The following is a 24,813-nucleotide window of genomic DNA, read 5'->3' as shown; positions in this document are numbered from 1 at the left end:
CCCTCAGCCGAGGGCGTGGGAGTCGCCGGCGTCCCAGTGCAGGAGCACGTCGTCTCCGACCGCGGGCGTCAAGTCGTGGTCGGAGTGGTTCTGGCGATGCACCACGATCGTCGCGCCGATGAGGGTGTGCACCTGGAACGAGGTGTAGGTGCCGAGGAAGGCGATCTCGGCGACGCGTCCGCGGAGGTGGCAGCGTGTGGTGCTGAGCGCGGTGACGTCGGCCGAGTGCCCGGTCAGCGTGACCCGCTCGGGACGCACGGTGAGGTGGGCTTCCCGCCCGGCCTCGACGAGCCCCTCACGGACGAGCACCAGCACGCGGTCACCGGCGCCGACGTCGACGGTGGCGATGCCGTCTGCGACGCCACTCACCGTGCCGCGCAGCAGGTTGGACGACCCGATGAAGCCAGCCACGAACCGGTTGCTCGGCCGCTGATAGATCTCCTCGGGCGTCCCCAGCTGTTGGACGCGGCCGGCGTCCATGACGGCGATCCGGTCGCTCATCACGAGCGCCTCGCCCTGGTCGTGCGTCACGTAGACGAAGGTGATGCCGACCTCGCGCTGGATGCGTTTGAGCTCGGTCTGCATGGCCTGGCGCAGCTTGAGGTCGAGCGCTCCGAGGGGCTCGTCGAGGAGCAGCGCGCGCGGCCGGTTGACCAGCGCGCGGGCCAGGGCCACCCGCTGCTGCTGACCGCCGGAGAGGGCTCGCGGACGGCGCTTCGCGGTCGGGCCGAGCTCCATGAGCTCGACGATCTCCGCCACCCGGCTCTGGATCTCGGCGCGCGGCACCCGCTTGCGCTTCAGCCCGTAGGCGATGTTGTCGAAGACGCTGAGGTGCGGGAAGAGTGCGTAGTTCTGGAAGACCATGTTGATGTCGCGCCGGTTGGGCGGCAGGTCGACGACGCTCGTCCCGCCAAGCCGGATGTCACCCGAGTCCGGATGCTCGAAGCCGGCGATCATCCGCAGCGTCGTGGACTTCCCGCAGCCGGAGGGACCGAGCAGGGAGAAGAACTCACCAGGCGCGATGGCCAGGTCGATCGCGTCCACCGCAGGAGGTGTGTCGGGGTCGGCGGCGTACCACTTGGAGACCCCGCGGAGCTCGATCGCCGGCGGGGTCGTCACGTCGGTCACCAGGGCCCCCAGTTCAGCAGGGCGGAGGGTCGCGGACAGCGGAGGCTCCTTCCGACACGCATGGACGTCGCTCCACTTTCACCGACGACAGCAGGATTGTCAACATTCTACATTCATGCCATAGTTCCCTCGCATGCACCGGGACGTTGTCGCGACGAACGCTCGACGGCGGGCACGCACCCCGCTCGTCTGACGGCATCCGACCCACGAGGAGCCCGAGATCCGATCCCCAGAGCAGCGACCGGCCCCACGCTTCATCGCGCGGTCGCACGAACCCCGGCTCGGTGTCGCCGGCTGGGTCTTCATGCTGCTCTGCATGGCGCTGCTCTTCGCGCCGCTGGTCTCCCTGGTGATGTTCGCCTTCAACTCCAGCGACACCCTGGGGCTGCCCTTCGAGGGCTTCACCACGAGTTGGTTCACCGCGCTCTTCGACGACCGCGAGGCGATGGAGGCGCTGCGCACGACGCTGATCGTCGCGGCCATCGTCACGGCAGTATCGGTCGTGCTCGGCCTGGTGAGCGGCTACGCGATCGCGCGAGCCCCGGCACGACTCGGCGGGGTCGTCCTGGCTCTGCACGCGGTTCCCCTCGTGGTGCCGTGGCTCGTGATCGGCGTCTCCGGGCTGCTGTTCTTCCAGTGGGTGGGGGTGCAGGGGTCGGTGCTGACCATCGTGCTGATGCAGACGGTCGTGACGTTCCCGCTCGTGACCCTCGTCCTCTACTCCGGCCTGGTCGGCCTCGAGCCCGCCGTCGAGGAGGCCGGTCTCGACCTCGGGTCCTCGCAGGTCGGGGTGCTCCTCCGCCTGGTCCTGCCCCAGCTCGTCACTCCCCTGATCACGTCGGCGGTCTTCGCCTTCATCTCCTCGATCGGCAACTTCGTCGTCACGTTCTTCGTGAGCGGCTACAGCGCGACCCTGCCGATCTGGGGCTACAGCGAGCTCCGGCACGCCGAGAACCTTCCGGTGGTCAACGCGGCGTCGACGTTGATGCTTGCCCTCAACCTCGTCTTCTTCTTCGTCGTGGTGTACCTCTCACGGCGCGACAAGGACGCGGTGAGCGCATGGCTGTGACGCTGACGACGAAGCCAGTCGAGGACGTGTCGCCCTCGGGTCGGCGGGGTCCCGCGCGCGCCTCGCGGAGCCGTGTCCAGCGCGCAGCGGTCTGGGCGCTACCGCTGAGCCTGCTCGTCCTGATCCCCTTCTTCTACGCCCCGCTGGCGGGGCTGCTCGTCCGCCCGCTGCAGCCGGACGACGGCGGGTCGGCGTTCTCGGCGTACGAGCGGGTGCTCACCACCGGACACCTGCTCAAGACCGTGGGCCAGTCCTTCGAGATCGCAGGGCTGAGCTTCGGGCTGATGCTGCTGCTCGGCTACCCGCTGGCGTACCTCATCCGTTTCCGGGTGCCGCCCCAGTGGCGCCTGCCGGTGCTCATGCTCCTGGTGCTGGCGGGGAGCATCAGCGACATCGTCCGCATCTACTCGTGGTACGCGCTCCTCGGCACCAACGGGATCATCAACAAGCTGTTCATGGGCGTGGGCATCACAGATGCGCCGATCGACGGGCTGCTGTTCTCGCGGTTCTCGGTGGTGCTGGTGCTGACGGCCGGCTGGTTGCCGTACGTCGTCATCCCGATCTATTCGTCGATGCGCTCGATCGACCAGTCGGTGATCGAGGCGTCCCGTGACCTCTATGCCGGCAGGTTCGCGCTCTTCAGGTCGGTGCTGCTGCCGATGTCGGCACCCGGGATCCTCGGCGCGTTCATCATCGTGTTCGTCCCGGTGCTCAGCGACTTCGCGACACCGGCGCTGGTGGGCGGCCCGTCGTCGCTGATGGTCGGCAACTTCGTCAGCGACCAGCTGTTGCAGGTCGGCGACTGGCCGACCGCTGCCGCGGCCGCGTCGCTGCTGCTCGTCGTGTCGCTGCTCCTCGTGGCCGCCGCCCAGTGGGCGACGCGCCGCCTCTACGGGCGGTGAGCGATGCCTCCGGCCAACCTCGGTTCCTGTCTCGGTTCGTCTCGGATCGTCCAGCAGCAGAGTGAAAGAGAGTGAGAACCAGCATGCACACACGAGTTTCCAGGTGGGCCGCGGTCGGCACGGCGCTCGCCGTCGTGCTCACCCTGGCGAGCTGCGGCGGTGACGACTCGGGCGGCGGTGATGGCGGTGGGGACGCAGGCGACGGCTCCGGCGAAGTCAGCGGGACGCTGCGGATCTTCGCGTACGTCGACGCGTTCGACCCCGACGTCTTCGACCCGTTCCTCAACCAGTACCCCGACCTCGACGTGCAGAAGGCCGAGATCGCCGGCGACACCGAGGCAGTGGCCAAGCTCAAGGGTGGCTTCGAGACCGATATCGTGAACACCTGCGCGGGACCGGTCGACCAGGAGATCGAGGACGGCTCACTCCAGCCCATCGACACCTCGCGGATCGACGACTGGGACGAGATCTACCCGTTCTTCAAGCAGGTCAAGGGCGTCGACGTCGACGGCGAGACCTTCATGCTGCCGTTGGTCGGCGGCGCCTACGGTCTGATCTACCGGCCCTCGGCGTTCGACACCCCGCCCACGTCGTGGATGGACCTCTACACCGCAGACGTGCGCGTGGCCACGCCCGACGACCCGCTGACCAACATCATCGCCGCGGGCCTGGCGCTCGGGTACCTCCCGCCGCAGGACATGACGCCCGAGCAGCTCGCCGAGGTGAAGGACCTGCTGGTCGAGCAGAAGTCGCGGGTCGCGAGCTACTACACGGGTGCGGCTGTCAGCACGCTGTGGAAGAACGGCGAGGTGGACCTGGTGCCACAGGACGTGACGCTCATCGGCGAGGTCGACGGCGAGGACATCGCCTTCGCGCCCATGGAGACGCCGCTGGCGTGGACGTGCGGCTACGCGCTCGCCTCGTCGGCGGAGAACCTCGACGCTGCGTATGCGTTCCTCAACTACGCGCTCTCGCCGACCGTGCAGACCGTGCAGGCCGAGAAGTTCAGCTATCTCGTCTCCAACCAGGCATCGGCGGCGGAGCTGTCGCCGGAGGTGCGCGAGGTGAGCGGCCAGGACAACGTCGAGGGCTACCGCGACTCCGCGACCTTCGACAGCCCGGCGGACATCGACGCGTGGACCAGCCTCTGGCAGGAGGTCAAGGCCTCGTGACGTCGGCTGCGGCGTCGGGGGTGCTTGGTGCCCGCTGAGCCGGACCTGGTCATCCGCGGGGCCGCGGTGTGGAAGCACCCGCAGGCGACGGCCCTGGCCATCAAGGCAGGCAGGGTCGTCGCCCTCGGGAGCGACGAGGACGTGCTGGCCAGGGCGGCGGGCTCTCGCACGGTGGTCGTCGACGCCGGTGGAGCGACCCTCCTGCCCGGCTTCCAGGACGCCCACGCGCACCCGCCGATGGGTGGCATCGACCTGATGCGCTGCGACGTCTCGTCCGGGCGGACCGTCGACGACGTACGCCGGATCGTGCGCGAGCACGTCGCCTCGCTCCCGGAGGGCGAGTGGCTGCTGGGGTCGGGCTGGGAGTTCCACATCATGGGCCCGGACCTCGACCGGGCGTTCCTGGACGAGATCGCCCCGGGCCGGCCTGCGTACCTCGTCAGTGGTGGGCGCCACGACGCGCTGGTGAGCTCAGCTGCGCTCTCGTGGGCTGCGCTGCATGACGGGTCGCCCGATCCCGCTCACGGACGGCTGGGTCGGCGTGCCGACGGGACCCTGTCGGGGGTACTGCACGAAGGCGCGCAGATCTGGTTCGAGTCTGAGCTCCCGCCCCCGGGCCAGGAGGACTACGAGCGTGCTGTCCTCACGGCGCAGCAGCACTTCCACTCGCTCGGTATCACCGCATGGCAGGACGCGTGGACGACGCCCGCGACTCTCGATGCCTACATCGCGCTGGCCCGCTCCGACCGGCTGACGGCGCGGGTGCGCGCGGCGCTCTGGTGGGAGCGCGACGAGGGCCGCGACCAGATCGACCGCTTCGTCGAGCAGCGGCGGGCTGCGGACGTCGGTCGCCTCGCCGCGCCGGCGGTCAAGATCATGGTCGACGGAACCACGGGCAACCAGAGCGCCGCGGTGCTCGAGCCCTACCTGGATCCGGGCACGGGTCTGGAGTGCGGTTGCGGCAACCTCTTCCTGCCGCCGCACGACCTCGAGGCCGCGGTCGTCGAGCTCGACGCGCTCGGCTTCGGCGTGCACCTCCACGCCATCGGGGAGCGGGCCGTCCGCGAGGCACTCGACGCGGTCGAGAGCGCGCGGGCGGTCAACGGGCCGACACCTGGCCGGCATCACGTCGCGCACGTCTGCCTGGTGCATCCCGACGACATACCGCGTTTCGCCGCCCTCGACGTGGCGGCCAACCTCCAGCCACTGTGGGCAGAGCTCAACGAGGAGCTGCTAGAGGAGAACCGCTGGCTGGGTGACGAGCGACCAGGCTGGTGGTACCCGTTCGAGAGCCTGCGTGCCGCCGGGGCACCCCTGTGCGCCGGAAGCGACTGGCCGGTCAGCAGCGCGGACCCCTTGCTCGGCGCGTACGTCGCGGTGCGCCGGCTCGCGCCCGGGACGACCGACCCGGACCGCGAGGTGTTGATGCCGCACGAGCGGATGACCGTGACGGACATCGTCGACGCCTACACCGCCGGTTCCGCGCGCGTGAACGGGCTGGACGGGATGACGGGGGCGATCGGGGTCGGCATGCTTGCAGATCTGGCCCTGCTGGATCGTGACCTGCTCACGGCCGAGCACGACCCAGAGACGCTCGGACGCGTGCGATTGACCCTGGTGGACGGTGAGGCCGTGCACGACCCGGAAGGACTGGCGACGTGACGGACGACTTCCCGGTGAGCCCGGACCAGGCGCCACGGGTGAGCGGGTCGCTGCCCGGGCCGCTCTCCCGAGCCGAGCTCGACGCCCAGGGCGAGGTCTTCTACGCCGGGCTGACCCACGGCACCTACCCGTTCGTGGCCAGGCGCAAGTCGGGCTGGCTGGTCGAGGACCTCGACGGCAACGTCTTCGTCGACCTCGTGAGCTCGTCGGCGTCGGTGCCCTTCGGCGCCGGTCGCGCCGACCTGGTCGCGGTGGCGGCCGAGCAGCTGGCGGCGTTCGGCAACGAGGACAGCCACGCTGTCACCAACCCGCTCATGTCCCGGTTGGCCCGGCGGCTCTTGGGGGTGACGCCGGCCAGCCTGACCCGCGTCGACCTGTCGCTCAACGGCACCGAGGCCGTCGAGACCGCTGTGCGGTTCATGCGTCGTGCGACAGGTCGGCAGCTGATCCTCGGGTTCTACGGCGGCTACCACGGCGAGTCCACGACCACGGCCGCCCTCGGTGCCGAGCACCACGAGATCGGCCAGGGCACCCGGGGCCTCGGGGGCGGCTTCGTGCACGCGCCGTACCCGCGTCCGTTCCGGTCACCATTCGCGCCGCCACGTCCGGGTGGCTCGGGCGACAGCACTGTCGACTTCATCCGCGACCACCTGCTCTTCCACGCCGTGGACCCGCGCGAGGTCGCGGGCGTGGTGATCGAGCCCGTCCTCGGGTCGGGCGGCGTCGTCGTACCTCCTGCCTCGTTCTGGACGGCGCTGCGCGCGCTGTGTGACGAGCACGGCTGGCTGCTCTGCCTCGACGAGGTGAAGACCGGCTTCGGCCGGACGGGGCAGCTCTTCGCTGCCGAGCTCTGGGACCTGCAGCCGGACCTGATGTGCCTGGGCAAGGCGATGGGCGGCGGGGTGATGCCGATCGGCGCCGTGCTCGGCACCGAGGCCGTGCTCGGCACCTTCGACGACGTGTCGACCGGGAGCACCTGGGCTTGGCTCCCAGCCGCGTGTGCGGTCGCGCTCGCGTCGCTCGACGTCTTCGAGGCAGAGGGCGTGCTCGCGAACGTGCGCGCGCTGCACGAGGTCTCGGCGGAGGTGCTGGCGCCCCTGGTCGACCACTACGAGCAGGTCGGCGACGTACGCGTCCAGGGCTGCTTCGTCGGCGTCGAGCTGGTCACCGACAAGGTCTCGCAGGCGCGGGCTGCCGACCTCCAGGAGGCGCTCGCCGCCGCCATCCTGGCCCGCGGCGTGCTCGTCGACTCGAGCACCACGACGATCAACATCCAGCCGTCCCTCGTGATGCCGCCCGACCTGCTGCGCTCGGCCCTGGCCCTCGTCGTCGACGCCGTCGACGAGGTGCTGGGCTAGGAGGAGATTCCCCGCCTAGGCGGGGATCCCTGGACGCCGCTTTGGACGGCTGGCGACTCTCAGGCTCGGCTGGAACCAGGTCGTCGACCGCCCGTGCGTCACCGCCGGCAAGGTCGCGCGGCCCTAGCGTCGCTTCTTGGCGTCCTTGAGCACCTCGCGGGCGGCGTTGCGGCCGTTGGCGCCGGTGACGCCGCCGCCGGGGTGGGTGCCGGCGCCGCAGAGGTAGAGCCCTCGCAACGGTGTGCGGTACTTCGCCCAGCCGCGGGCCGGGCGCATGAAGAGCAGCTGGTGCGGGGCCATGTCCCCGTGGAGGGCGTGCCCGCCGGTCAGGCCCATCACCCGCTCCATGTCCAGGGGGCTCAGCACCTGGCGGTGCTCGACCAGGCCCGACAGTCCCGGGAAGTGCTGCTCCAGCTGCGCGATCACCTCGTCCGCGCGGGTCTCCTTGATCTCGTCCCAAGTGCCCTCGCGCAGGTGGAACGGCTGCGAGTTCACGTCGATGGTAGCGATGTGCTTGCCCTCGGGGGCGAGCGACGGGTCGTGCACGGTCGGGAAGCAGAGCTCGACGTGCGAGTCGCGGGCCGCGACGCCGTACGCCGCCTGGGCCTGCTGCAGGTCCATCTCGGCGATGAACGGGTTCACCTCGACGATGCCGGAGTGATAGGGCTGCAGTCCCTTCGGCTGGCCTTTCGCCTCGGGCAGTGCCGACAGGCCGAGGTTGATCTTGATGCTCGTCCCCATGCAGCGATACGCCTCGATCGCCCGCACGAAGTCGTCCGGCAGCGCGGCGTCGCGGCAGAGGCCGAGGAAGGTCCGCTTGGGGTCGGCGTTGGACAGCACGCGCGTCGCCAGGATCTCCTCGCCGTCGACGAGTCGTACGCCGACGGCCCGGTCGCCCTTGGTCAGCACCGACTCGACCTCGGCGTCGACGCGCACCGTCGCGCCCGCCTCGCGCGCGGCGTCGGCCATCTTCTGGGTGAGGACGCCCATGCCGCCCCGCACGAAGCCCCACTGCCGCACGCCAGCGTCGCCGGTGTCGCTGGCGTGGTCGTGCAGCAGCACGAACGCCGAGCCCGGCGTCGACGGACCGGCGGTGCTGTCGTTGATCGCGTGCCAGCCGAGGGCGGCGCGCACGTGCTCGCTCTCGAACCGCTCCGCCAACACCTGGCCGGCGCTCGACGTGAACAGCTCGAGCAGCTCGTTGGCGTGCTTGCGGTGCCGCGCCGCCAAGCGGCCGATGGTCAACAGCGTGCGCAGGTCGTCCAGCCCGCGCACCCGGGGATCGGGCGCGGTCATGTCGAAGATCGGCAGCACCGCCTTCACGACCTCGCCGAGCTCGTCCTCGAAGGCGGGCAGCGCGCGGGAGTCGGCGACAGAGAAGTGCTTCGTGGCCTCGACGTTCTCGGCCATGTCGTCGCCGAGAAGATAGCTCGCGCCGTCGGGATAGAGGTTGAGGGTCGGTCCGGCCGGGTCGACCACGATGCCGCGCTCGACGAGCTTGAAGTCCTGCCAGATCGCAGGGCGCAGCATCGACAGCACGTAGGCGCCGGTCGACGCGCGATACCCCGGCGCGAACTCTTCGGTGTTGCAGGCCCCGCCGACGAACGGTCGCCGTTCCAGCACCAGCGTCTTCAGTCCGCCCCTTGCCAGGTAGAAAGCGGCAACAAGCCCGTTGTGCCCTCCGCCGACGATCACCGCATCCCAGGTGCGAGCCGTCATACGACGTACACCTTGCGGATCGTGGACCTGACCTCCCAGACGGTCTCCTCGCCGGCGTGCAGACGCACCAGCGACCCGGGTGACAGCTCGACGACCTCGCCGCTGGCGAAGGTGATCGTGCCCTCGCCGGTGAGCACGACGAAGGCCTCGTCCTTCTCGACGTCCTTCACCGTGCCAGGCGTGATCTCCCAGATGCCGACCTCGACCCCTCCGAGGGCGGTGACGGTCAGCTCGGCCGTCTTCGGCGTCCCTCCGAGCACGTCGTCGGCCTCGAGGTCGTAGGCCTCCAGCGCGACCGTGCCGACGTCCACCTGCCTCATCGAGTCGGTCATCGCGGCATCACGGCGCCCTGGCATGCCGGCGCGACGTGCTCGGCGTAGAACGACAGGTAGCCGCGGGTCACCTTGGGCGGACGCGCCACGTGCTGTGCGCGACGCTCGGCCATGACCTCGTCGGGTACGTCGAGGTCGAGCCGCCGCTCGTGCAGGTCGATGACCACGCGGTCGCCGTCCTGGACGAGCGCGATCGGCCCACCGTCCTTGGCCTCGGGGCCGACGTACCCGATCGCCGGCCCGTGCGTCGCCCCTGAGAACCGGCCGTCGGTGATCAGCGCGACGGACTCCGACAGGCCCATGCCGACCACCGCCGACGTGGCGCCGAGCATCTCTCGCATGCCGGGCCCGCCGCGCGGTCCTTCGTTGCGGATGATGATCGCGGTGCCGGCCTCGATCGACCCGGCCAGCGTCGCCTCGATCGCGGCCTCCTCGTCCTCGAAGACGCGGGCGGTGCCGGTGAACGACCACATCGACGGAGCGACGCCCGACGCCTTCACGACGGCGCCGTCGGGGGCGAGCGAGCCGCGCAGGATGAAGATCGCGCCCTCGGGGGCCAGCGGGTCCGTGCGACTGTGCAGCAGCTCGGGGTTGAGGTTCTCGGCCTCGGCGGCGATGTCGCCGGTCGTCTTTCCCGACACGGTGATCGTCGAGCCGTCGATGAGGTCGCCGAGCTCGCGCAGCACGGCGGGTACGCCGCCCGCGTCACCGAGCTCGGTCACCCCCCAGGGGCCACTGGGCGCGAGCTTCGCCAGGGTCGGGGTGTCGCGCCCGACGCGGTCGATGAAGTCGAAGTCGAGGTCGATGCCGGCTTCCTTGGCCATCGCGATGAAGTGCAGCACGAGGTTGGTCGAGCCGGACACCGCAAGCGAGACGCGCAGCGCGTTCTCGAACGCGGCCTGCGTGAGGATGTGGCTCGGCCGCACGTCCTGGCGGATCAGCTCGACCGCGCGCATGCCGGTGTACTTGGCCGCGCGCAGCTGGAAGTTGGTGCCCGCCGCCAGGGTCCCCGAGCCGGGCAGGGACATCCCGAGGGCCTCGGTGTAGATGCCGGCCGTGTTGCCCGACGTGAGGGTCGCGCCGGCACCGGGACCAGGGAAGAGCTGGTCCTCCCAGTGCTTGAGCGTCGCCTCGTCGATCTCACCGCGCACCACCTCGCCGACGCCGTCGTACACGGTCTCGAGGAAGAGCCTCTTGCCGCGGTACATGCCGTGCACCGTCGGGCCGGCGTACAGCAGGATGCTCGGCAGGTCGAGCCGCGCAGCGGCCATCACCATCCCGGGGGTCGGCTTGTCCCCGCCGGTGAGCAGGACCAGCCCGTCCACGCCGTGGCCCTCGGCCATCAGCTCGATCGAGTCGGCGACGACGTCGCGGCTGGGAAGCACGTACTTCATGCTGCGCGCGGCGAACGCCTCGCTGTCGGTGACGTGGAAGGTGTTGAACTCCAGCGGCGTCCCGCCGCCCATCCGCACCCCGGCCTTGACCGCGTCGACGACCTGGCGCAGGTGGGAGTTCTCAGGCGAGAAGTCCTGATAGGTGTTCGCGATCAGGACCAGCGGTTGGGCCAGCTCCTCGTCGGTGAATCCTGCGCCCTTGATCCAGGCACGCTGCAGGGAGCGGTCGACGCCCGCGAACTGGTCGGTGCTTCTCATCTGCCGCCTTCGATCGTGTCGGGCCCTGCTGGGCGGTTTCCTCTGGCACGATCTCGTAGACCTCCCTGATTGTCAACAATCTGCAATCTGATCGAGGGCGGAGGCGACGGTGTCGATCACCGTCTCGATCTGGCCCGCGCTGATGACCAGCGGCGGGCGGATCTTGAGCACGTCGTACCTCGCCCCGGTGGTGCCCACCAGGACGCCGAGCTCGCGCACCCGGTCCTGCACCCGCGACACCACCGCCGGGTCGGTTCCCGCGAGGTCGACCCCGACCAGGAGCCCGCGCCCGCGCACCTCGCGGACCGCCGCGCAGCCCGCGGTCGCCTCACGCAGCCGGCTCACCAACCGTGCCCCCATGACGGCTGCGTGCTCGACGAGCCCTTCGTCCTCGATCACGTCCAGCACCGCCAGGCCCGCGGCAGCGGCAACCGGGCTGCCGGCGAAGGTGCTGAAGAACTCCGCCTCCCTGCCGAGCGCCTCGACGTACGCCGAGCGGGTGATCACTGCGGCGATCGGGTGCCCGTTGCCCATGGGTTTGCCGAGCGTGATCACATCCGGGTCCAGCCCGGAGGCGGTGAACGACCACAGGTGGTCCCCGGCGCGACCGAAGCCCGCCTGTACCTCGTCAGCCACGACCAACGCACCAGCGGCACGGGCAGCGTCGCCGAGCGCGGTGTGGTACGCCGCCCCGGGTGTGTGAATGCCGTCGCTGGTGTAGAGGGGATCGACCACGACCATCGCGGGGTCCTGGCCGGCGGCGGCCAGTCGGTCCAGCGCCGCCCGGAACGACGCGATGTCGGGATCGGGCCCGACCGGGGCGTCGAAGCGCTCGGCGTACCCCGGCTTGCTGCCGTCGAGCCACTCCTCCGGCGAGAGCGCGGCCGCGGCGGCGGTCACGCCGTGGTAGGCGAAGTCGGTGACGAGCGCCCCGCGGCGACCGGTGTCGGCCATGGCGAGGCGGTAGGCCAGGTCGACGGCCTCGCTCCCGGAGTTGAGGAAGAGCACGGTGTCCAGGCCGGCCGGCACGGTCGCGACCAGCCGCTCGGCCAGCTCGATCGCTCGGGGGTGGAGGTAGCGGAGGTTGGTGGCGAGGACCCGCACCTGGTCGGCGATCGCCTCGCTCACGCGCGGGTGCGCATGGCCGACGACGGGGACGTTGTTGTAGGCGTCGACGTACGTCCTTCCGTCGGTGTCCGTCATCGTCGCGCCGCGACCGCTGGCGACGTGCAGCGGCGTGGAGTAGGTCAACGGCGCCAGGGCGGTGCCGAGCACGGCCGCCCGCCTCCGGGTCAGCGCACCGGTCTCCGGAGGCGCGACCGGTCCACAGAGCCGGCGGGTCGTCTCGTCGGGACCGAGCTCCGCGAACTGCCGCAGCAGGCTGAGCGAGATCTCGTCCCACGCCCGGATGTAGTCGGCGTTCTCCGGGTGGTCGGCGGCCCGCCAGTTGGAGATGCAGAGGGTGATCGCCGCGCGCACCGCGACGGTGTCACCGAGGACCGCGAGCTCGCCGGGCTCGAGCGGCAGGACCGAGCGGTAGCCGTCGAGGAACCCACGCAGCGTGCGGAAGAGCCGGTCGCCCTGGAGCGTCGAGGCGAGCGAACCGAAGACCGCGGCGATGTCGAAGACCAGGGTCGAGTGCGCGAGGTCGCCCAGATCGAGCACGCCCGTCACCTCGCCGGAATCACCGACGAGCAGGTTGTCGAGCGTCAGGTCGCCGTGCACCACCTGGCCGCGCAGCGACCCCCACAGCGGCGCCACCCGTTGCTCGAAGACGTCGAAGGCGTCCTCGACCAGCCGGCGTTCGTCAGGATCGGCGATGCACCCGGTCAGCTCGCGCGTGCGGCCGCGCTCCTCGACGTGCCAGAGGAGCCGTCGACCGGCCGCTGGGTGGAAGAAGCCGCGCAACGCCCGACCGGTGCGCGCGGTGACGGCGCCGTACTCGCGCACGGTCGCCGCGCTGAGCTGCTCCCCCAGCAGTCCCGCGCGACCGGGGAGCCGGTCGTAGGCGCGGAGGAAGTGGGTGACCCCGGTGGCGGGCTCCTCGACGACGCGGTGTCGCACGTTGCTGCCCAGGACCTGGAGCGGGGTGCTCAGCGGGAGGTCCGGATCGGCAGCGGCGGCCCAGGCCGCGGCGGCCTCCTCCAGGTCGATGTTGGTCTGGGTCTCGGACTCGTTGGAGAGCTTGACCACCAGCTGGCGGCGTTCGTCGCCGAAGAGCACGACCTGGTCGCGCTCGCTGTTGAGGCGCCGCAGCACACCGGTGTCGGGGCCGCCGAGGCCGTAGGACTCGGCAGCAAGCCGTGCGATCTCGGCGTCGTCGAAGCGAGGGGCGGCACTGGTGAGGACGGCGTCCTGCGGGATCATGGGCCGATGCTAGCGAGGATTGTCGACAATCTGCGCGGAGAGGTCCGGGGATGACCATCGTCCAGCCCGGCGACACGGTGGCGCTCGTGGCGCCCGCGAGCTGGGCGGAGCCACCCGCCATCGACGAGACCGTGGCGACGCTGGAGACCTGGGGTCTGCGCGTCCGCGTCTGCGGCCACGTCGACGACCGGCACGGCTTCATGGCCGGAACCGACGCGGACCGGCTGGCCGACCTGAACGCGGCGATCCGGGACCGGGACGTCCGCGCGATCGTGGCGCTGCGCGGCGGCTGCGGCAGCCTGCGGCTGGTGCGCGAGCTGGACGTCGCGGCCCTCCGCGCGGACCCGAAGCCGCTCGTCGGCTTCAGCGACATCACCGCGCTGCACCAGGTGTGGACCGGTGTGGGAGTGCCGTCCGTCCACGGTGCTCCCGTGGGCGATCGTGCCGACGACGTGCGCAAGCTGCTGATGGGTGAACCCACCGCTGCCGTGAGGTCGGAGCCCAAGAGGTACGGCGCCGCGCTCACCACGACGGGACGCGCGAGCGGTCCGCTGTCAGGCGGCAACCTCGAGATGCTGGCGCGCTCGGTCGGGGTGGCGGGGCCGAACCTCGCCGGGCACGTGCTCCTGGTCGAGATCAACCGGGCCGCCGGTCTCGGGATGGTCGACCGGGCACTGACCCAGCTGCTCTTGTCGGGGACGCTCGACGACGTCGTCGGTGTGACGGTCGGCGAGCTGCTCGGCTTCGACGGCTACGTGGACCGGGACTGGACTGTGCTCGACGTGCTGCGCGACCGTCTCGGCGTGCTCGGGGTGCCGATCCTCGCCGGTCTCCCGATCGGGCACCTCGACGACCCCGTCCCGGTGCCTCTCGGCGTCCGGTGCGAGCTCGACGCGGACGCCGGCACCCTGACCTGCTCGGGGCTTCAGCGCTCGCAGTGATCCTCGCGCTCGCCGCGGCAGCGGTCCGTGCCCTCGCGGCCGTCGACCCGGTCCCGCCCGGGCCCGCCGACCAGCACGTCGTCCCTCCGCGACCCGGTGAGCCGGTCGTCGCCTCCCTTGCCGTGGGCGACGACCCGAGCGGAGCCGACGCGCAGCACGTCGTTCCCGGCGGACCCGTCGAAGCGCCAGCGACCGTAGCCGGGCAGCCCCACGGACTCGACGTCGGTCACGGACGCGGCCCAGGACGGTGCGTCCCGGAGGCGGACGACCAGCGTGCCCGAGGCGAGGTCTAGGGCGCCGCCGACCGGCCGCCGGTCGCCGCCGACGTACGCGACGTTGAACGCGAAGTCGTCGCGCCCCGGCCCGCCGGTGATCGCGCTGGTCTGCGCGGTGAGGTAGCCCCACAGGAAGTCGCGGCCCGGCCCGCCGTCCATCAGCGCGACCCCGCCCCGATCGTCGATCGTGTCGCGGCCGGGACCGCCCAGCACCGTGTCCAGCCCGTCGGCAGCCTGCAGCGAGTCGTCGCCCAGCCCGCCGTCGAAGTGGTCGGCCGACCGGTCGCTGCCCTCGTCCCAGGTCTCCAGCAGGAAGTCGTCGCCACCCAGCCCGGACAGCACGTCGTCGCCGGCACCCGCGACCAGCAGGTCGGGCCGGGGCGAGCCGACCATGGTGTCGGCGTACGCCGACCCGACGACCTCGAGCGCGTAGCCGTCCGCGGGGTCCGGGAGCGGGGTGACGATCCGGTCCTCGCCCTCCCCCGAGACGGTGCCCGCGGTGAGGTCGACCCGCACGCCGGTGGTCGCGCCGGACAGGTCGAGCGAGTCGTAGGGGTAGTAGTCGTCAGTGGGCCACGCGCTCGGCCCCAGGTCCACGACGTCGTCGCCGGGGCCCGGCACGAGGGTGTCGCCCTCGCGCTCCGGCTCGTTCTCGAAGACCGGGACCCGGCCGACCGGTCCCGCGAGCAGGTGGTCGTTGCCGTCGCCACCGACGAGCCGGTCCGACCCGGGACCTCCGCAGATGACGTCGTCGCCACCCAGCCCGTCGATCACGTCGTTGCCGCCGAGAGCACTGATCACGTCGGGTCCGGTGGTGCCGTCGAGCTCGTCGTCTCCCGACGTGCCGACGACCGTCGGAGCCAGCCCGGCACACGTCGCTCCAGCCGCACCCGCTGCGGTCGGAGCCACCGAACCAGCCAACACCGAAGCGACCACCAGGGTCACCGCGCCCCACGTCGCATGCATGTCACACCTCCCGAGGTCCCCGAGACTACGTTGACGCCCATGGCGCTCTCACCCGACGACTTCTTCGCCCATGCCCTCGCGGCCACCGACGACGAAGACCGCCTGCCCCTGTCGCGGATGACGATGTGGGAGGTCGCGCCCTTCGACCGGGACGGCCTGAAGGTGGCGCCGCTGCGCCCACCGGTGGTGCCCGAGCCGCCGCGGCACGGCGAGGACCCCGCCGACTGCCAGTCCTGCGCGCGCCGTGACGAGGGCCTCTGGCTCGACGAGCACTGGCGCCTGACGCGGATGAGCGGTGTGGGGGTGCCGCTGGTGCTGATGCTGCACCCGCGCGACCACCACGACCTGGCCGACCTGCCCGACGACCTCGCGGCCGAGCTCGGCGTCCTCAGCGCCCATCTCTGCCGCCACGTCGAAGCCCTGCCGAACATCTCGCGCTGCCACGTCTACCGCGTCGGCGACGGCGGGGCGCACCTTCACATCTGGTTCTTCGCCCGGCCGCTCGGGCAGGGCCAGTTCTACGGATCGTGGCTGCCGGTCTGGGACGACCTGCTGCCGGAGTACCCCGACGACGTCGCCCGGGCCGACGCAGACGAGGTCGTCCGCGCGCTCGAGGCGAGCTATCTGCCCGCATGACTCGGCTGATCCATCTCAACGGCCCGCCCGGCATCGGCAAGTCGACGCTGGCAAGGATGTACGCCGACGACCATCCCGGCGTCCTCTGCTGCGACATCGACGTGCTGCGCACGCTGGTCGGCGGCTGGGAGACGCGCTTCGCCGAGACCGGCGGGCTGATCCGCCCGGCAGCGCTGGCGATGATCACGGCGTACCTCACTGGCGGCCACGACGTCGTGCTCCCTCAGCTGATCGCGCGGCCGGAGGAGCTGGCGAGGTTCGCAGCAGCCGCGGCGGCCGCGGACGCCGAGCTCGTCGAGGTCGTCGTGTGGGACGACGAAGAGTCGTCCGTCGCGAGGTTCAATCGTCGAGGCGCCGCCGGAGACAGCGACACCCACGACCGGGTTCGCGCACTGGCGGCCGACGACGACACCTTGCGCGGCTACCACGCTGTCCTGGACGAGCTGCGCCAGCGACCAGGCGTGCTCGTCGTCGACAGCCTGGACGGCGACGTGGACGCGACGTACACCGGCCTCCTCGAGGCGCTCGACGCGTGAGGCAGGCTGGCTCGATGGAGGCGGGCAGGGCCGTTCAGCCGTCGCGGGGGAGCCAGCAACCGGTGACAGGTGAACGACCGCGCGTCACGAGAGGTCGGTGCTCGACCCACCGGTGCTACCTGGATCCGCGCGTCCCAGCGCTAGCCGGATGAGGCAGGCTGGCTCGGTGATGGTGGGCGAGGGCTACGACGGCGACGACTTCTACTGCGACGTCGCGATCCCACGGGCGGCCGAGCTGGCTGTGGTCCACGACGACGAACAGGTGCTCGCCTATCACCACACGCGACCCTTCTGGGCGACCCACGTCGTGGTCGTGCCCAAGCGACACATCGGGTCGTTGACCTCGGTGAGGAACGACGACGAGGAAGACGTCAGAGCGCTGCTGTGGGTCGTCCAGGCGGTCGCGGCCGACGTCGAGGCTGCGCATGGAGAAGCGGCGGTGCTCACCAACCTCGGCCGCTACCAGGACTCCAAGCACCTTCACGTCCACGTGCATGCGAGAGGGCATCTGCGGTGAGACGCGGCGTCACCGCCTTTGCTGAGGTCAGAGCTCGACCAGCGTGATGCCGGCCCCACCGGCCGGGTGGTCCATGGCGGCGATGGCGGCGCCGGCCTGGTCGAGGCCGATGCGCCGGGCGACGAGTCGTTCGGGGTCCAGGGCACCCGAGGCGACGAGCTCCAGCATCGCGGGGTAGTCCACCGCGGGCATGCCGTGCGACCCAAGCACCGACAGCTCGCGCGCCACGACGAGGTCCATCGGCAGCGGCGTGGGTGCGTCGCCGCCGACGAGCAGCCCCACCTGGACGTGCCGGCCGCGGGGTCGGAGGCAGGAGATCGAGGCGGCGGCCACGGCCGGGTCGCCGATGGCGTCGAGGGAGACGTGCGCGCCGCCGTCGGTGCGCACGTGCACAGCCGCGACCACGTCCACGACGTGTGACGAGTCGACGACCGACACCGCACCGAGCGACAGCGCGGCCTCGAGCGCAGGCCCCGACACGTCGACGGCGACGACCTTCGCGCCGAGCGCCGTCGCGATCATCACCGCGGAGAGCCCGACGCCACCGCAGCCGTGCACGGCGACCCACGTTCCCTCACCGACCTGGCCGTGTGCGACCACGGCCCGGTACGCCGTCGCGAACCGGCACCCCAACGAGGCAGCCGCCGCGAACGACACCGCGTCCGACAGCCCGACCACGTTGTGGTCTGCCCGTGGCACCGCGACCCGTTCGGCGAACGATCCCGGCAAGGTGAACCCGGGCTGCAGCTGGTCGGGGCAGACCTGCGCGGCGCCGGCGCGACAGTGGGCGCAGACGCCGCAGCCGAGCACGAACGGGACGGTCACCCGGTCGCCCACCGAGCAGCGGGTCACCGCGGAACCGACCTCGGCGATCGTGCCGGCGTACTCGTGGCCCGGCACGTGCGGAAGCGTCACCGGGTCGTGCCCACGCCAGGCGTGCCAGTCGGAGCGGCACACTCCCGTCGCCACCACGTCGACCACGACACCGTCGGGCGGACAGGCCGGGTCGGCCACCTCGGTGAGGGCCGGGAGCTCACCGAGAGCCGCGTAGACGACGGCCTTCACCTGCGCCACTCCCCGCGCAACAGCGCCCAGACCTCCAGGTCGTCGTAGTGGTCACGCACCTTGAAGACCTGGCGCAGGGTCCCCTCGTGGGTGAACCCGAGGCGCTGCGGGACCGCGCGGCTGGACTCGTTGCCCGGCGCGCACCGCCACTCGAGCCGGCGCAGCCCGCGCTCCTCGAACGCCCACGCGATCATCGCCTCGACGGCGCGGGTGACGATACCCTGCCCCCTTGCCGGCTCAGCGAGGAACACGCCGAGCTCGCCGATGCCGGACCGGGTGTTGAGGCTCGGGAACAGCACGCCGCCGACGAGCTCGTCACCGGTCCAGATCCCGAAGAGCCGGCGGGTGTCGGCGGCCCGGCCGTCGGTGAACGACGTGAGGAACGAGCGCGCCGCGTCGGTCTCCTCCATGTGCTCCCACGGCAGCCACTCGTAGAGTCCGGCACCGTGGCGCTGGAAGAACGTCGCGAGCTGGTCGGCGTGCCAGGGCTCCAGGTCGCGGATCCGGGCGGGAGCGATGTCGAGACTCAGCACGCCGCCACCGTATGCGGGATCCACGCGACGGGGATGCTCGGGTGGGAGCGTTCATGTCGCTGAGGAATCCCGAGCTCGTCGTCGCGAAGGTGTCGTATCCGTGAGCCGGCGTTCGTGGAGTGATCACCAGATCAAGCAGACATCTCCGGAAGGACCACCACCATGGCCACCATCGCAGTGCACGAGTTCATCTCCCTCGACGGCGTCTTCGAGTCGCCGAGCTGGACCTTCGACCACGGCTTCGACCCGAGGATGGGCGAGACGCTCTCCGCCATCACCGACGGCGCGGCCCAGACGATCCTGCTCGGCCGCAAGACCCACGAGATGTTCGCGCCGGCCTGGCGCGACCGCACCGTCGAGGACGACCCCGGCGCGGACTTCTTCAACCACACCGAGAAGCTCGTGGTCGGCACGCAGACCCCCAGCGAGGAGTGGGCCAACACCACGCTCATCGGTGCGTACGACGCCGACACGATCCGCCGCATCAAGGAGGAGCGCGAGGGCGTCATCTACATCTCGGGGAGCGGCCAGCTCGTCCGTCAGCTGCTCAAGGACGGGCTCGTCGACGACCTGCACCTCTTCGTCTACCCCGTCGCGCTCGGCGAGGGCGAGCGGTTCTTCAAGGACGGCGAGGAGCACCGGCTGGCGCTCAAGGAGACCGACGTCTACGACAACGGCGTCGTGCACCTGAGCTACGGCCCTGCCTGAGTCGTCGGCCGGCAGCCCTTCCCAAACACCCTCCGCGCGACTTAGGTTCACCTCAACCGTTGCGCCCCACCCAGGCGGACGGACTCGGATCTCGGATCTCTCGGAGGACAGTCAATGAAGCTGTTTGCTTCGCTGACGCGTCGGCGGGCCGCCACCCTGGCCGCCTTCACCGCGTCTGCGGCACTACCGGTCGCCCTGCTGGCGCCGCTCGCCGGAGGCGCCGCCAACGCGTCGCCCGCGCCGGTGGCACCCCAGGACGCGCGCTACATCGTGATGACGCAGGGCGACCCCCTGGCGTCATACACGGGCGGCGTGAAGTCGTTCACCCGCACCAAGCCCAAGGCCGGCGACAAGCTCGCCACCCGCACGGCCAACGCGCGCGGCTACGCCAAGCACCTCGAGGCCAGGCACGACGCGGTCCTCAGGGCAGCCGGCATCTCCACGGACGTGGTGCGCGACGAGTTCACGACCGCGTTCAACGGGTTCGTGGCCGAGCTCTCGCCGGGCGAGGCGGCCGTGCTGCAGAAGCAGAACGGCGTCGCGCAGGTGTGGGAGGACGAGGTCCGCACCGCTGACACGATCACGACGCCCGACTTCCTCGGCCTGACCGGTGACAACGGCGTGTGGCGGAAGAGGTTCGGCGGCGTCTCCAAGGCCGGCGAGGGCATGATCATCGGCGTCCTCGACTCCGGCATCTGGCCCGAGAACCCCATGTTCGCCGCCCTGCCGACCCCGCGCCCCGACCAGGCGGTCATCGACGAGAAGTGGAACGGCACCTGTGTCGCGGGCGAGGACCCCAACCCCGCCGACCGGGTCACCTGCAACAACAAGCTGATCGGCGCGCGCTACTACCCCGCGGGCAACACGATCCGCCCCGAGGAGTACCTCTCGCCCCGTGACTTCAACGGCCACGGCTCGCACACCTCCAGCACCGCGGGCGGCAACAACAACGTCACCGCCGTCATCAACGGCGTCGAGGTCGGCAAGACCTCCGGCATGGCGCCCGCGGCCAGGCTCGCGATGTACAAGGTGCTCTGGCAGAACGCGACCGGCGGCTCGTCCGGCAACACCTCGGGCATCGTCGCGGCGATCAACGACGCGGTCGCCGACGGCGTCGACGTGATCAGCTATTCGATCTCCGGCTCACGCACGTCGATCGTCAGCCCCGACGAGATCGCCTTCCTCAACGCCACCCTCGCCGGTGTGTTCGTCTCGACCTCGGCCGGCAACGACGGCGTGGTCGTCGGACGCAGCAGCGTCGCGCACAACTCCCCGTGGGAGATGACGACCGCGGCGAGCAGCCACGACCGCGGCAACTCCGCCAAGGTCAACCTCGGGAACGGCACGTCCTACACCGGTGTCGGTGTCAACGACACCGGGGTGCCGGCGCAGACGCCGCTGATCAGCTCGACCGCGGCCAAGGTGGCTGCGGCCACCGAAGCCGCCGCCAACCTGTGCTTCTCGAGCACGTGGCCGGGCGGTCCGGGCCTCGACCCGGCCCTGGTCGCCGGCAAGATCGTGGTCTGCACGCGGGGCACCAACGACCGCGTCGACAAGAGCCGCGCGGTCAAGGAGGCCGGCGGCGTCGGCATGGTCCTCGCCAACGCCTCGCCCGCCGAGTCGCTCAACGGTGACTTCCACGTCATCCCGACCGTCCACGTCAACAGCGTCGACGGTGCCGCGATCAAGGCGTACGCCGCCACGGCCGGCGCCACCGCGTCGATCTCGCCGCGCGACCCCACCCCGGTGCGCGCGCCCGAGATGGCCGGCTTCTCCTCGTGGGGACCGGCCCTGGCGGGCGGCGGCGACCTGCTCAAGCCCGACGTCACCGCTCCTGGTGTCGACGTGATCGCCGCAGTCTCGAAGGGCAACGGCGGCAACGACTTCAACGCGCTCTCGGGCACGTCGATGTCGACGCCGCACGTCTCCGGCATCGCGGCGCTGATCATGCAGGCGCACCCGAGCTGGTCGCCCACCTGGGTGAAGTCGGCGCTGATGACCACCGCGACGAACCTCGACAAGACCGGGCAGCCGATCCAGCGGGCCGGCAAGGACGCCACCCCGATCGACTTCGGCAACGGCCACATCGTGCCGGGCGAGGCGTTCGACCCGGGCCTGGTGTACGACGCCGGGCTCTCGGACTGGATCCGCTACGGCTGCTCGATCAACCAGTTCCAGGCGATCACCGCGCCGGGCACCTGCGAGTCGGCCGGGGCGATGGACCCCAGCGACCTCAACTACCCGAGCATCTCGGTGGCCGACCTGGCCGGGTCGCAGACGATCACCCGCTCGGTGACGAACACCTCGACGGACCAGGCTTCGCAGTACAAGCCGACCGTCGTGGCGCCGCCGGGCTTCACCGCCACGGTGTCCCCGTCGAAGATGACGGTGCCGCCGCAGCAGTCGCGGTCGTTCAAGGTCACGCTGACCCGCGTGTCCGCGCCGTTCGACCAGTGGGCCTACGGGTCGCTGACCTGGACCGACAAGCGTGGCCACGCGGCGCGCAGCTCGATCGCCGTGGAGTCGGCGTCCATCGCGGCGCCGTCCGAGGTCACCGAGTCCGGCACGAGCGGCTCGGAGACCCTGTCGCTCACGGCGGGCTTCTCCGGCACGCTGACCACCTCGGTGGGCGGGCTCGTCGCGGCGCAGGTCGACACCCGGCCGACGACGCTCCCGGTCAACACCGAGGTGATCGTGACGGTGCCGGGCGGCACGCAGCACGCCCGGTTCGCGACGTACGACGCGGACTACCCCGCCAACACCGACGTCGACCTGGCCGTCTTCCGGGGCACCACCCAGGTCGGCAACAGCGGGGGTGCGACGGCGGAGGAGGCGGTCAACCTCGTCAACCCGCCCGCCGGCGACTACCGCGTCGTGATCGACTACTTCGCGGGCACGCCGAGCACGCTCGACGTGAAGCTCAACAGCTTCGTGCTGGGCACGACGGCGGCGGGCAACCTCACGGCGACGCCGGTCAGCCAGCCGGTGACCGTGGGCGAGCAGGCCGACGTCACGCTCGCGTGGTCGGGACTCACGGCGGGCACCCGCTACCTCGGGGCGGTCACCTACGGTGACGGCACGTCGACGGTGGGCCGCACCTTGGTGTCGGTCCTGCCCTAGCTCGACAGCTGACCACGAAGAGCACCGCTCGGGGCCTCCCGGGTGGTGCTCTTCGTGGTCACCTATCCCCTCAGCGCGGCACGTCTCTGAACCACGCCTCGCGGTCGGCGGGGTCGGGTCCCGTACGCCGCCGCGCCGGCGGCCGCGCGTCGGCGACCGGCGCGTGGTGGTCGAGCCGGGTGGTGAGCACGCCCTCGCCGCTGGTCAGGTCGGGCAGCCGGCCGGCCAGGTCCGGCACCGCCGCGGCGGGCACGTGGCCCACCAGCCGCGTGTAGCCGCCGGCCGAGCTCGTCTCCAAGGTCGTCGCGCCCAGCCGCCCGAGAAGGGCGGCGACCGGCCCGAACGCCTCGTCGGGCAGCTCGAGGTCGAAGCGGTCGACCGGACGGCACACCCGGGTCCCCGCCTGCGCCAGCGCGGCGAAGAAGACCACGGGCGTCAGGCAGCGGAAGTCAGCCGCCACCGACGACATCGACTTGTCGAACTTCTGGTGCGGCCTGCTCTGCCGTGGGTAGTACGCCGAGGCCGTCATCGTCACCAGGCAGTCGGTGACGATCCACCCGTGCGGTCCTTGCCGGACCGCCGCGCGCAGCCCCTCCTCGGTCGCATCGACGAAGGCTCGCGGCAGGTTGCCCCGCTCGACGCCCGGCGAGAACTCGACGCCGTGGCCGACCGGCCGCGGCTCGACGCGCAGGCCGACGGTCGCGAGGTACGGGTTGCCCTTCTCGCCGATCCGGTCGATCGCCGACCCGGTGCCGGCGACCCGCTCGAGGCACACGACCGAGGTGTCCGAGAACACCGCGCGGACGCCGTACCGCTCCTCCAGCAGCGCGCCGATCACCTCCTTCTGCACCTCGCCGTGCAGGCTCACCGCGGCCTCGCCGTCGGTCGCGTCGAGGCGCAGCGCGATCAGGGGGTCCTCGTCGGCGAGCTCGGTGAGTCCGGCGAAGAGGGCCGTCCGCTGGCTCGGGTCGACCGGTTCGACGAGCGCCTCCAGGGTGGCGGGCGCGAACCGGTGCGTACGCCGCTCCGGCGGCTGCGCCCCGGGGTGGCCCAGCGCGTCGCCGATCCTGGCGGCCGGGCCGCGTACGACGGCGATCTGGCCCGCCGCCGCGACCCGCCCGACGAGGACGCCCGACGGGGTGCTGGTGCCGACCTCGGTGACCCGCACCGGAGCCGACCCCGCGACGGTCACCTTGTCGCGCACGCGGAGCTCCCCGCTCCAGAGGCGCACCCAGGCGCGGCGGCCGCGGTCGTCGCGGTCGACCGCGAAGACCGTGCCGGCTGCGGGACCGGTGTCGGCGGGACTCGGCCGCGGCAACACCCTGACCAGCACCTCACCCAGCCCGGCCGTGCCGGCGCCCGAGATCGCGGAGCCGCAGAGCACGGGCGTCAACCCACCTGAGGTCACCTCGCGACGCAGCACCCGCAGCAGATCGCGGGGGCGCACCCGCTCGCCGTCCACCCACGCGGCGAGCAACCGGTCGTCCCGCTCCGCGACGGCCGCGACGACGGCGTCGTCGGTGAGGGGGACCGGCTCGACGGTCGCGTCGCGGCGGCCCTGACCGGCCGGGTGCGCGAGCACCACGACCCGAGGGGTGAGCCGTCGACGTACCTGCTCGACGACGCGGTCGACATCCGCACCGGAGCGGTCGACCTTGTTGACGAACAGGACGGTCGGCACACCGATCCTCTGCAGCGCGCGCCAGATGACGACGCTCTGCGGCTGGACGCCCTCGACCGCGCTGAGCACGAGGACCGCGGCGTCCAGCACGCCGAGCGAGCGTTCGACCTCGGCGATGAAGTCGGGGTGGCCGGGGGTGTCGATGAGGTTGACGGCGAGGTCGCCGGCCGGGGTCGACAACGGGAACGACGTGACCGCGGCGCGGATGGTGATGCCGCGGCGGCGCTCGAGGTCCATCGAGTCGGTGCGGGTGGTGCCCGCGTCCACGCTGCCGATGGCGTCGGTGACGCCCGCCTCGAAGAGGAGGCGCTCGGTCAGGCTGGTCTTGCCGGCGTCAACGTGCGCGACGATCCCGAGGTTGAGCGGCGCGTGGGTGCGCGCCCGGGTCGGGTGGGGTGGGTCGGACAGGGTCAAGGGTCAGCTCCACGGTGGGACGGATGAGGGTCCGGGGCGTGGAAGCTGCTCGCATGTCAC

20 protein-coding genes are annotated in these 24,813 nt (G+C 71.4%); 11 read left to right on the top strand and 9 right to left on the bottom strand.

Annotated features, from left to right (window positions below; all coding sequences use genetic code 11):
• Positions 1 to 3: 3 nt before the first annotated feature.
• Positions 4 to 1,128 (bottom strand): ABC transporter ATP-binding protein, encoded by a 1,125-nt coding sequence (locus ABD295_RS20700; RefSeq protein WP_344305747.1) that lies wholly within the window; start codon positions 1,126 to 1,128, stop codon positions 4 to 6.
• Positions 1,129 to 1,444: 316 nt separating this feature from the next.
• On the opposite strand from ABD295_RS20700, the gene ABD295_RS20695 reads away from it, so the two are divergent.
• From ABD295_RS20695 to ABD295_RS20675, 5 genes are all read left to right on the top strand, one after another.
• Positions 1,445 to 2,197 (top strand): ABC transporter permease, encoded by a 753-nt coding sequence (locus ABD295_RS20695; protein WP_344305746.1) that lies wholly within the window; start codon positions 1,445 to 1,447, stop codon positions 2,195 to 2,197.
• Positions 2,188 to 3,099, top strand: a complete 912-nt coding sequence (locus tag ABD295_RS20690) for an ABC transporter permease (protein WP_344305745.1) — start codon at positions 2,188 to 2,190, stop codon at positions 3,097 to 3,099. Before ABD295_RS20695 ends, ABD295_RS20690 begins: the two co-directional genes overlap by 10 nt.
• Positions 3,100 to 3,182: 83 nt before the next feature.
• A complete protein-coding gene (locus tag ABD295_RS20685; RefSeq protein ID WP_344305744.1) occupies positions 3,183 to 4,271 on the top strand; it encodes an ABC transporter substrate-binding protein in 1,089 nt (362 codons plus the stop codon).
• Positions 4,272 to 4,298: 27 nt separating this feature from the next.
• Positions 4,299 to 5,933 (top strand): amidohydrolase, encoded by a 1,635-nt coding sequence (locus tag ABD295_RS20680; RefSeq protein WP_344305742.1) that lies wholly within the window; start codon positions 4,299 to 4,301, stop codon positions 5,931 to 5,933.
• A complete protein-coding gene (locus ABD295_RS20675) occupies positions 5,930 to 7,291 on the top strand; it encodes a class-III pyridoxal-phosphate-dependent aminotransferase (protein WP_344305741.1) in 1,362 nt (453 codons plus the stop codon). Before ABD295_RS20680 ends, ABD295_RS20675 begins: the two co-directional genes overlap by 4 nt.
• A gap of 123 nt (positions 7,292 to 7,414) precedes the next feature.
• Here ABD295_RS20675 and ABD295_RS20670 read toward each other — a convergent pair whose 3' ends face one another.
• From ABD295_RS20670 to ABD295_RS20655, 4 genes are all read right to left on the bottom strand, one after another.
• Positions 7,415 to 9,010, bottom strand: a complete 1,596-nt coding sequence (locus tag ABD295_RS20670) for a phytoene desaturase family protein (RefSeq protein WP_344305740.1) — start codon at positions 9,008 to 9,010, stop codon at positions 7,415 to 7,417.
• Positions 9,007 to 9,342, bottom strand: coding sequence for a cupin domain-containing protein (locus ABD295_RS20665; protein WP_344305739.1), 336 nt, complete (start codon positions 9,340 to 9,342; stop codon positions 9,007 to 9,009). The genes ABD295_RS20670 and ABD295_RS20665 overlap by 4 nt, the downstream gene beginning before the upstream one ends.
• Positions 9,339 to 10,994 carry a dihydroxy-acid dehydratase gene (ilvD, locus tag ABD295_RS20660; protein WP_344305738.1) on the bottom strand — a complete coding sequence of 552 codons (1,656 nt, stop codon included), beginning with the start codon at positions 10,992 to 10,994 and terminating at the stop codon, positions 9,339 to 9,341. Before ilvD ends, ABD295_RS20665 begins: the two co-directional genes overlap by 4 nt.
• Before the next feature lie 72 nt (positions 10,995 to 11,066).
• Entirely contained in the window at positions 11,067 to 13,361 is a 2,295-nt protein-coding gene (locus ABD295_RS20655) for an aminotransferase class III-fold pyridoxal phosphate-dependent enzyme (RefSeq protein ID WP_344305737.1), read from the bottom strand.
• A gap of 50 nt (positions 13,362 to 13,411) precedes the next feature.
• Here ABD295_RS20655 and ABD295_RS20650 point away from each other — a divergent pair, with 50 nt between their 5' ends.
• Positions 13,412 to 14,302 (top strand): S66 peptidase family protein, encoded by an 891-nt coding sequence (locus ABD295_RS20650; RefSeq protein ID WP_344305736.1) that lies wholly within the window; start codon positions 13,412 to 13,414, stop codon positions 14,300 to 14,302.
• Here ABD295_RS20650 and ABD295_RS20645 read toward each other — a convergent pair.
• Positions 14,287 to 15,486, bottom strand: a complete 1,200-nt coding sequence (locus tag ABD295_RS20645) for a calcium-binding protein (protein WP_344305735.1) — start codon at positions 15,484 to 15,486, stop codon at positions 14,287 to 14,289. The two genes, ABD295_RS20650 and ABD295_RS20645, sit on opposite strands and share 16 nt — an antisense overlap.
• Before the next feature lie 96 nt (positions 15,487 to 15,582).
• Here ABD295_RS20645 and ABD295_RS20640 point away from each other — a divergent pair, with 96 nt between their 5' ends.
• The 3 genes from ABD295_RS20640 (at position 15,583) to ABD295_RS20630 (ending at position 17,232) form a co-directional block, all read left to right on the top strand.
• Positions 15,583 to 16,179, top strand: coding sequence for an HIT family protein (locus ABD295_RS20640; protein ID WP_344305734.1), 597 nt, complete (start codon positions 15,583 to 15,585; stop codon positions 16,177 to 16,179).
• Positions 16,176 to 16,715 carry an AAA family ATPase gene (locus tag ABD295_RS20635; protein ID WP_344305733.1) on the top strand — a complete coding sequence of 180 codons (540 nt, stop codon included), beginning with the start codon at positions 16,176 to 16,178 and terminating at the stop codon, positions 16,713 to 16,715. Before ABD295_RS20640 ends, ABD295_RS20635 begins: the two co-directional genes overlap by 4 nt.
• A 148-nt stretch (positions 16,716 to 16,863) precedes the next feature.
• Entirely contained in the window at positions 16,864 to 17,232 is a 369-nt protein-coding gene (locus ABD295_RS20630; protein ID WP_344305732.1) for an HIT domain-containing protein, read from the top strand.
• Between the two features lie 27 nt (positions 17,233 to 17,259).
• On the opposite strand, the gene ABD295_RS20625 is transcribed toward ABD295_RS20630, so the two are convergent.
• On the bottom strand, positions 17,260 to 18,297 hold the full coding sequence (locus ABD295_RS20625) for a zinc-binding dehydrogenase (RefSeq protein ID WP_344305731.1): 1,038 nt from the start codon (positions 18,295 to 18,297) through the stop codon (positions 17,260 to 17,262).
• The gene (locus tag ABD295_RS20620; RefSeq protein ID WP_344305730.1) at positions 18,294 to 18,854 is read right to left on the bottom strand and encodes a GNAT family N-acetyltransferase; all 561 of its coding nucleotides are present in this window, start codon (positions 18,852 to 18,854) and stop codon (positions 18,294 to 18,296) included. The genes ABD295_RS20625 and ABD295_RS20620 overlap by 4 nt, the downstream gene beginning before the upstream one ends.
• Before the next feature lie 138 nt (positions 18,855 to 18,992).
• Here ABD295_RS20620 and ABD295_RS20615 point away from each other — a divergent pair, with 138 nt between their 5' ends.
• Both ABD295_RS20615 and ABD295_RS20610 read left to right on the top strand, forming a co-directional pair.
• A complete protein-coding gene (locus ABD295_RS20615) occupies positions 18,993 to 19,538 on the top strand; it encodes a dihydrofolate reductase family protein (protein WP_344305729.1) in 546 nt (181 codons plus the stop codon).
• A 114-nt stretch (positions 19,539 to 19,652) separates the two neighbouring features.
• Positions 19,653 to 22,658, top strand: a complete 3,006-nt coding sequence (locus ABD295_RS20610; protein ID WP_344305728.1) for a S8 family serine peptidase — start codon at positions 19,653 to 19,655, stop codon at positions 22,656 to 22,658.
• Between the two features lie 70 nt (positions 22,659 to 22,728).
• Here the strand turns inward: ABD295_RS20610 and ABD295_RS20605 are convergent, their stop codons facing one another.
• Positions 22,729 to 24,753 carry a GTP-binding protein gene (locus tag ABD295_RS20605; protein ID WP_344305727.1) on the bottom strand — a complete coding sequence of 675 codons (2,025 nt, stop codon included), beginning with the start codon at positions 24,751 to 24,753 and terminating at the stop codon, positions 22,729 to 22,731.
• Between the last annotated feature and the right edge of the window lie 60 nt (positions 24,754 to 24,813).

Source organism: Nocardioides bigeumensis, assembly GCF_039531755.1.
In the GTDB taxonomy this organism is placed as follows: domain Bacteria; phylum Actinomycetota; class Actinomycetes; order Propionibacteriales; family Nocardioidaceae; genus Nocardioides; species Nocardioides bigeumensis.
The sequence above is the reverse complement of the archived record's forward strand: the minus strand, read 5'-3'. Positions and strand labels throughout refer to the sequence as shown.

Coding starts and splice junctions, on each gene's coding strand:
- ABD295_RS20695 (WP_344305746.1), top strand. CDS start 1,445: ATGGCGCTGCTCTTCGCGCCGCTGGTCTCCCTGGTGATGTTCGCCTTC.
- ABD295_RS20690 (WP_344305745.1), top strand. CDS start 2,188: ATGGCTGTGACGCTGACGACGAAGCCAGTCGAGGACGTGTCGCCCTCG.
- ABD295_RS20685 (WP_344305744.1), top strand. CDS start 3,183: ATGCACACACGAGTTTCCAGGTGGGCCGCGGTCGGCACGGCGCTCGCC.
- ABD295_RS20670 (WP_344305740.1), bottom strand. CDS start 9,010: ATGACGGCTCGCACCTGGGATGCGGTGATCGTCGGCGGAGGGCACAAC.
- ABD295_RS20665 (WP_344305739.1), bottom strand. CDS start 9,342: ATGACCGACTCGATGAGGCAGGTGGACGTCGGCACGGTCGCGCTGGAG.
- ilvD (WP_344305738.1), bottom strand. CDS start 10,994: ATGAGAAGCACCGACCAGTTCGCGGGCGTCGACCGCTCCCTGCAGCGT.
- ABD295_RS20655 (WP_344305737.1), bottom strand. CDS start 13,361: ATGATCCCGCAGGACGCCGTCCTCACCAGTGCCGCCCCTCGCTTCGAC.
- ABD295_RS20650 (WP_344305736.1), top strand. CDS start 13,412: ATGACCATCGTCCAGCCCGGCGACACGGTGGCGCTCGTGGCGCCCGCG.
- ABD295_RS20640 (WP_344305734.1), top strand. CDS start 15,583: ATGGCGCTCTCACCCGACGACTTCTTCGCCCATGCCCTCGCGGCCACC.
- ABD295_RS20635 (WP_344305733.1), top strand. CDS start 16,176: ATGACTCGGCTGATCCATCTCAACGGCCCGCCCGGCATCGGCAAGTCG.
- ABD295_RS20630 (WP_344305732.1), top strand. CDS start 16,864: ATGAGGCAGGCTGGCTCGGTGATGGTGGGCGAGGGCTACGACGGCGAC.
- ABD295_RS20615 (WP_344305729.1), top strand. CDS start 18,993: ATGGCCACCATCGCAGTGCACGAGTTCATCTCCCTCGACGGCGTCTTC.
- ABD295_RS20610 (WP_344305728.1), top strand. CDS start 19,653: ATGAAGCTGTTTGCTTCGCTGACGCGTCGGCGGGCCGCCACCCTGGCC.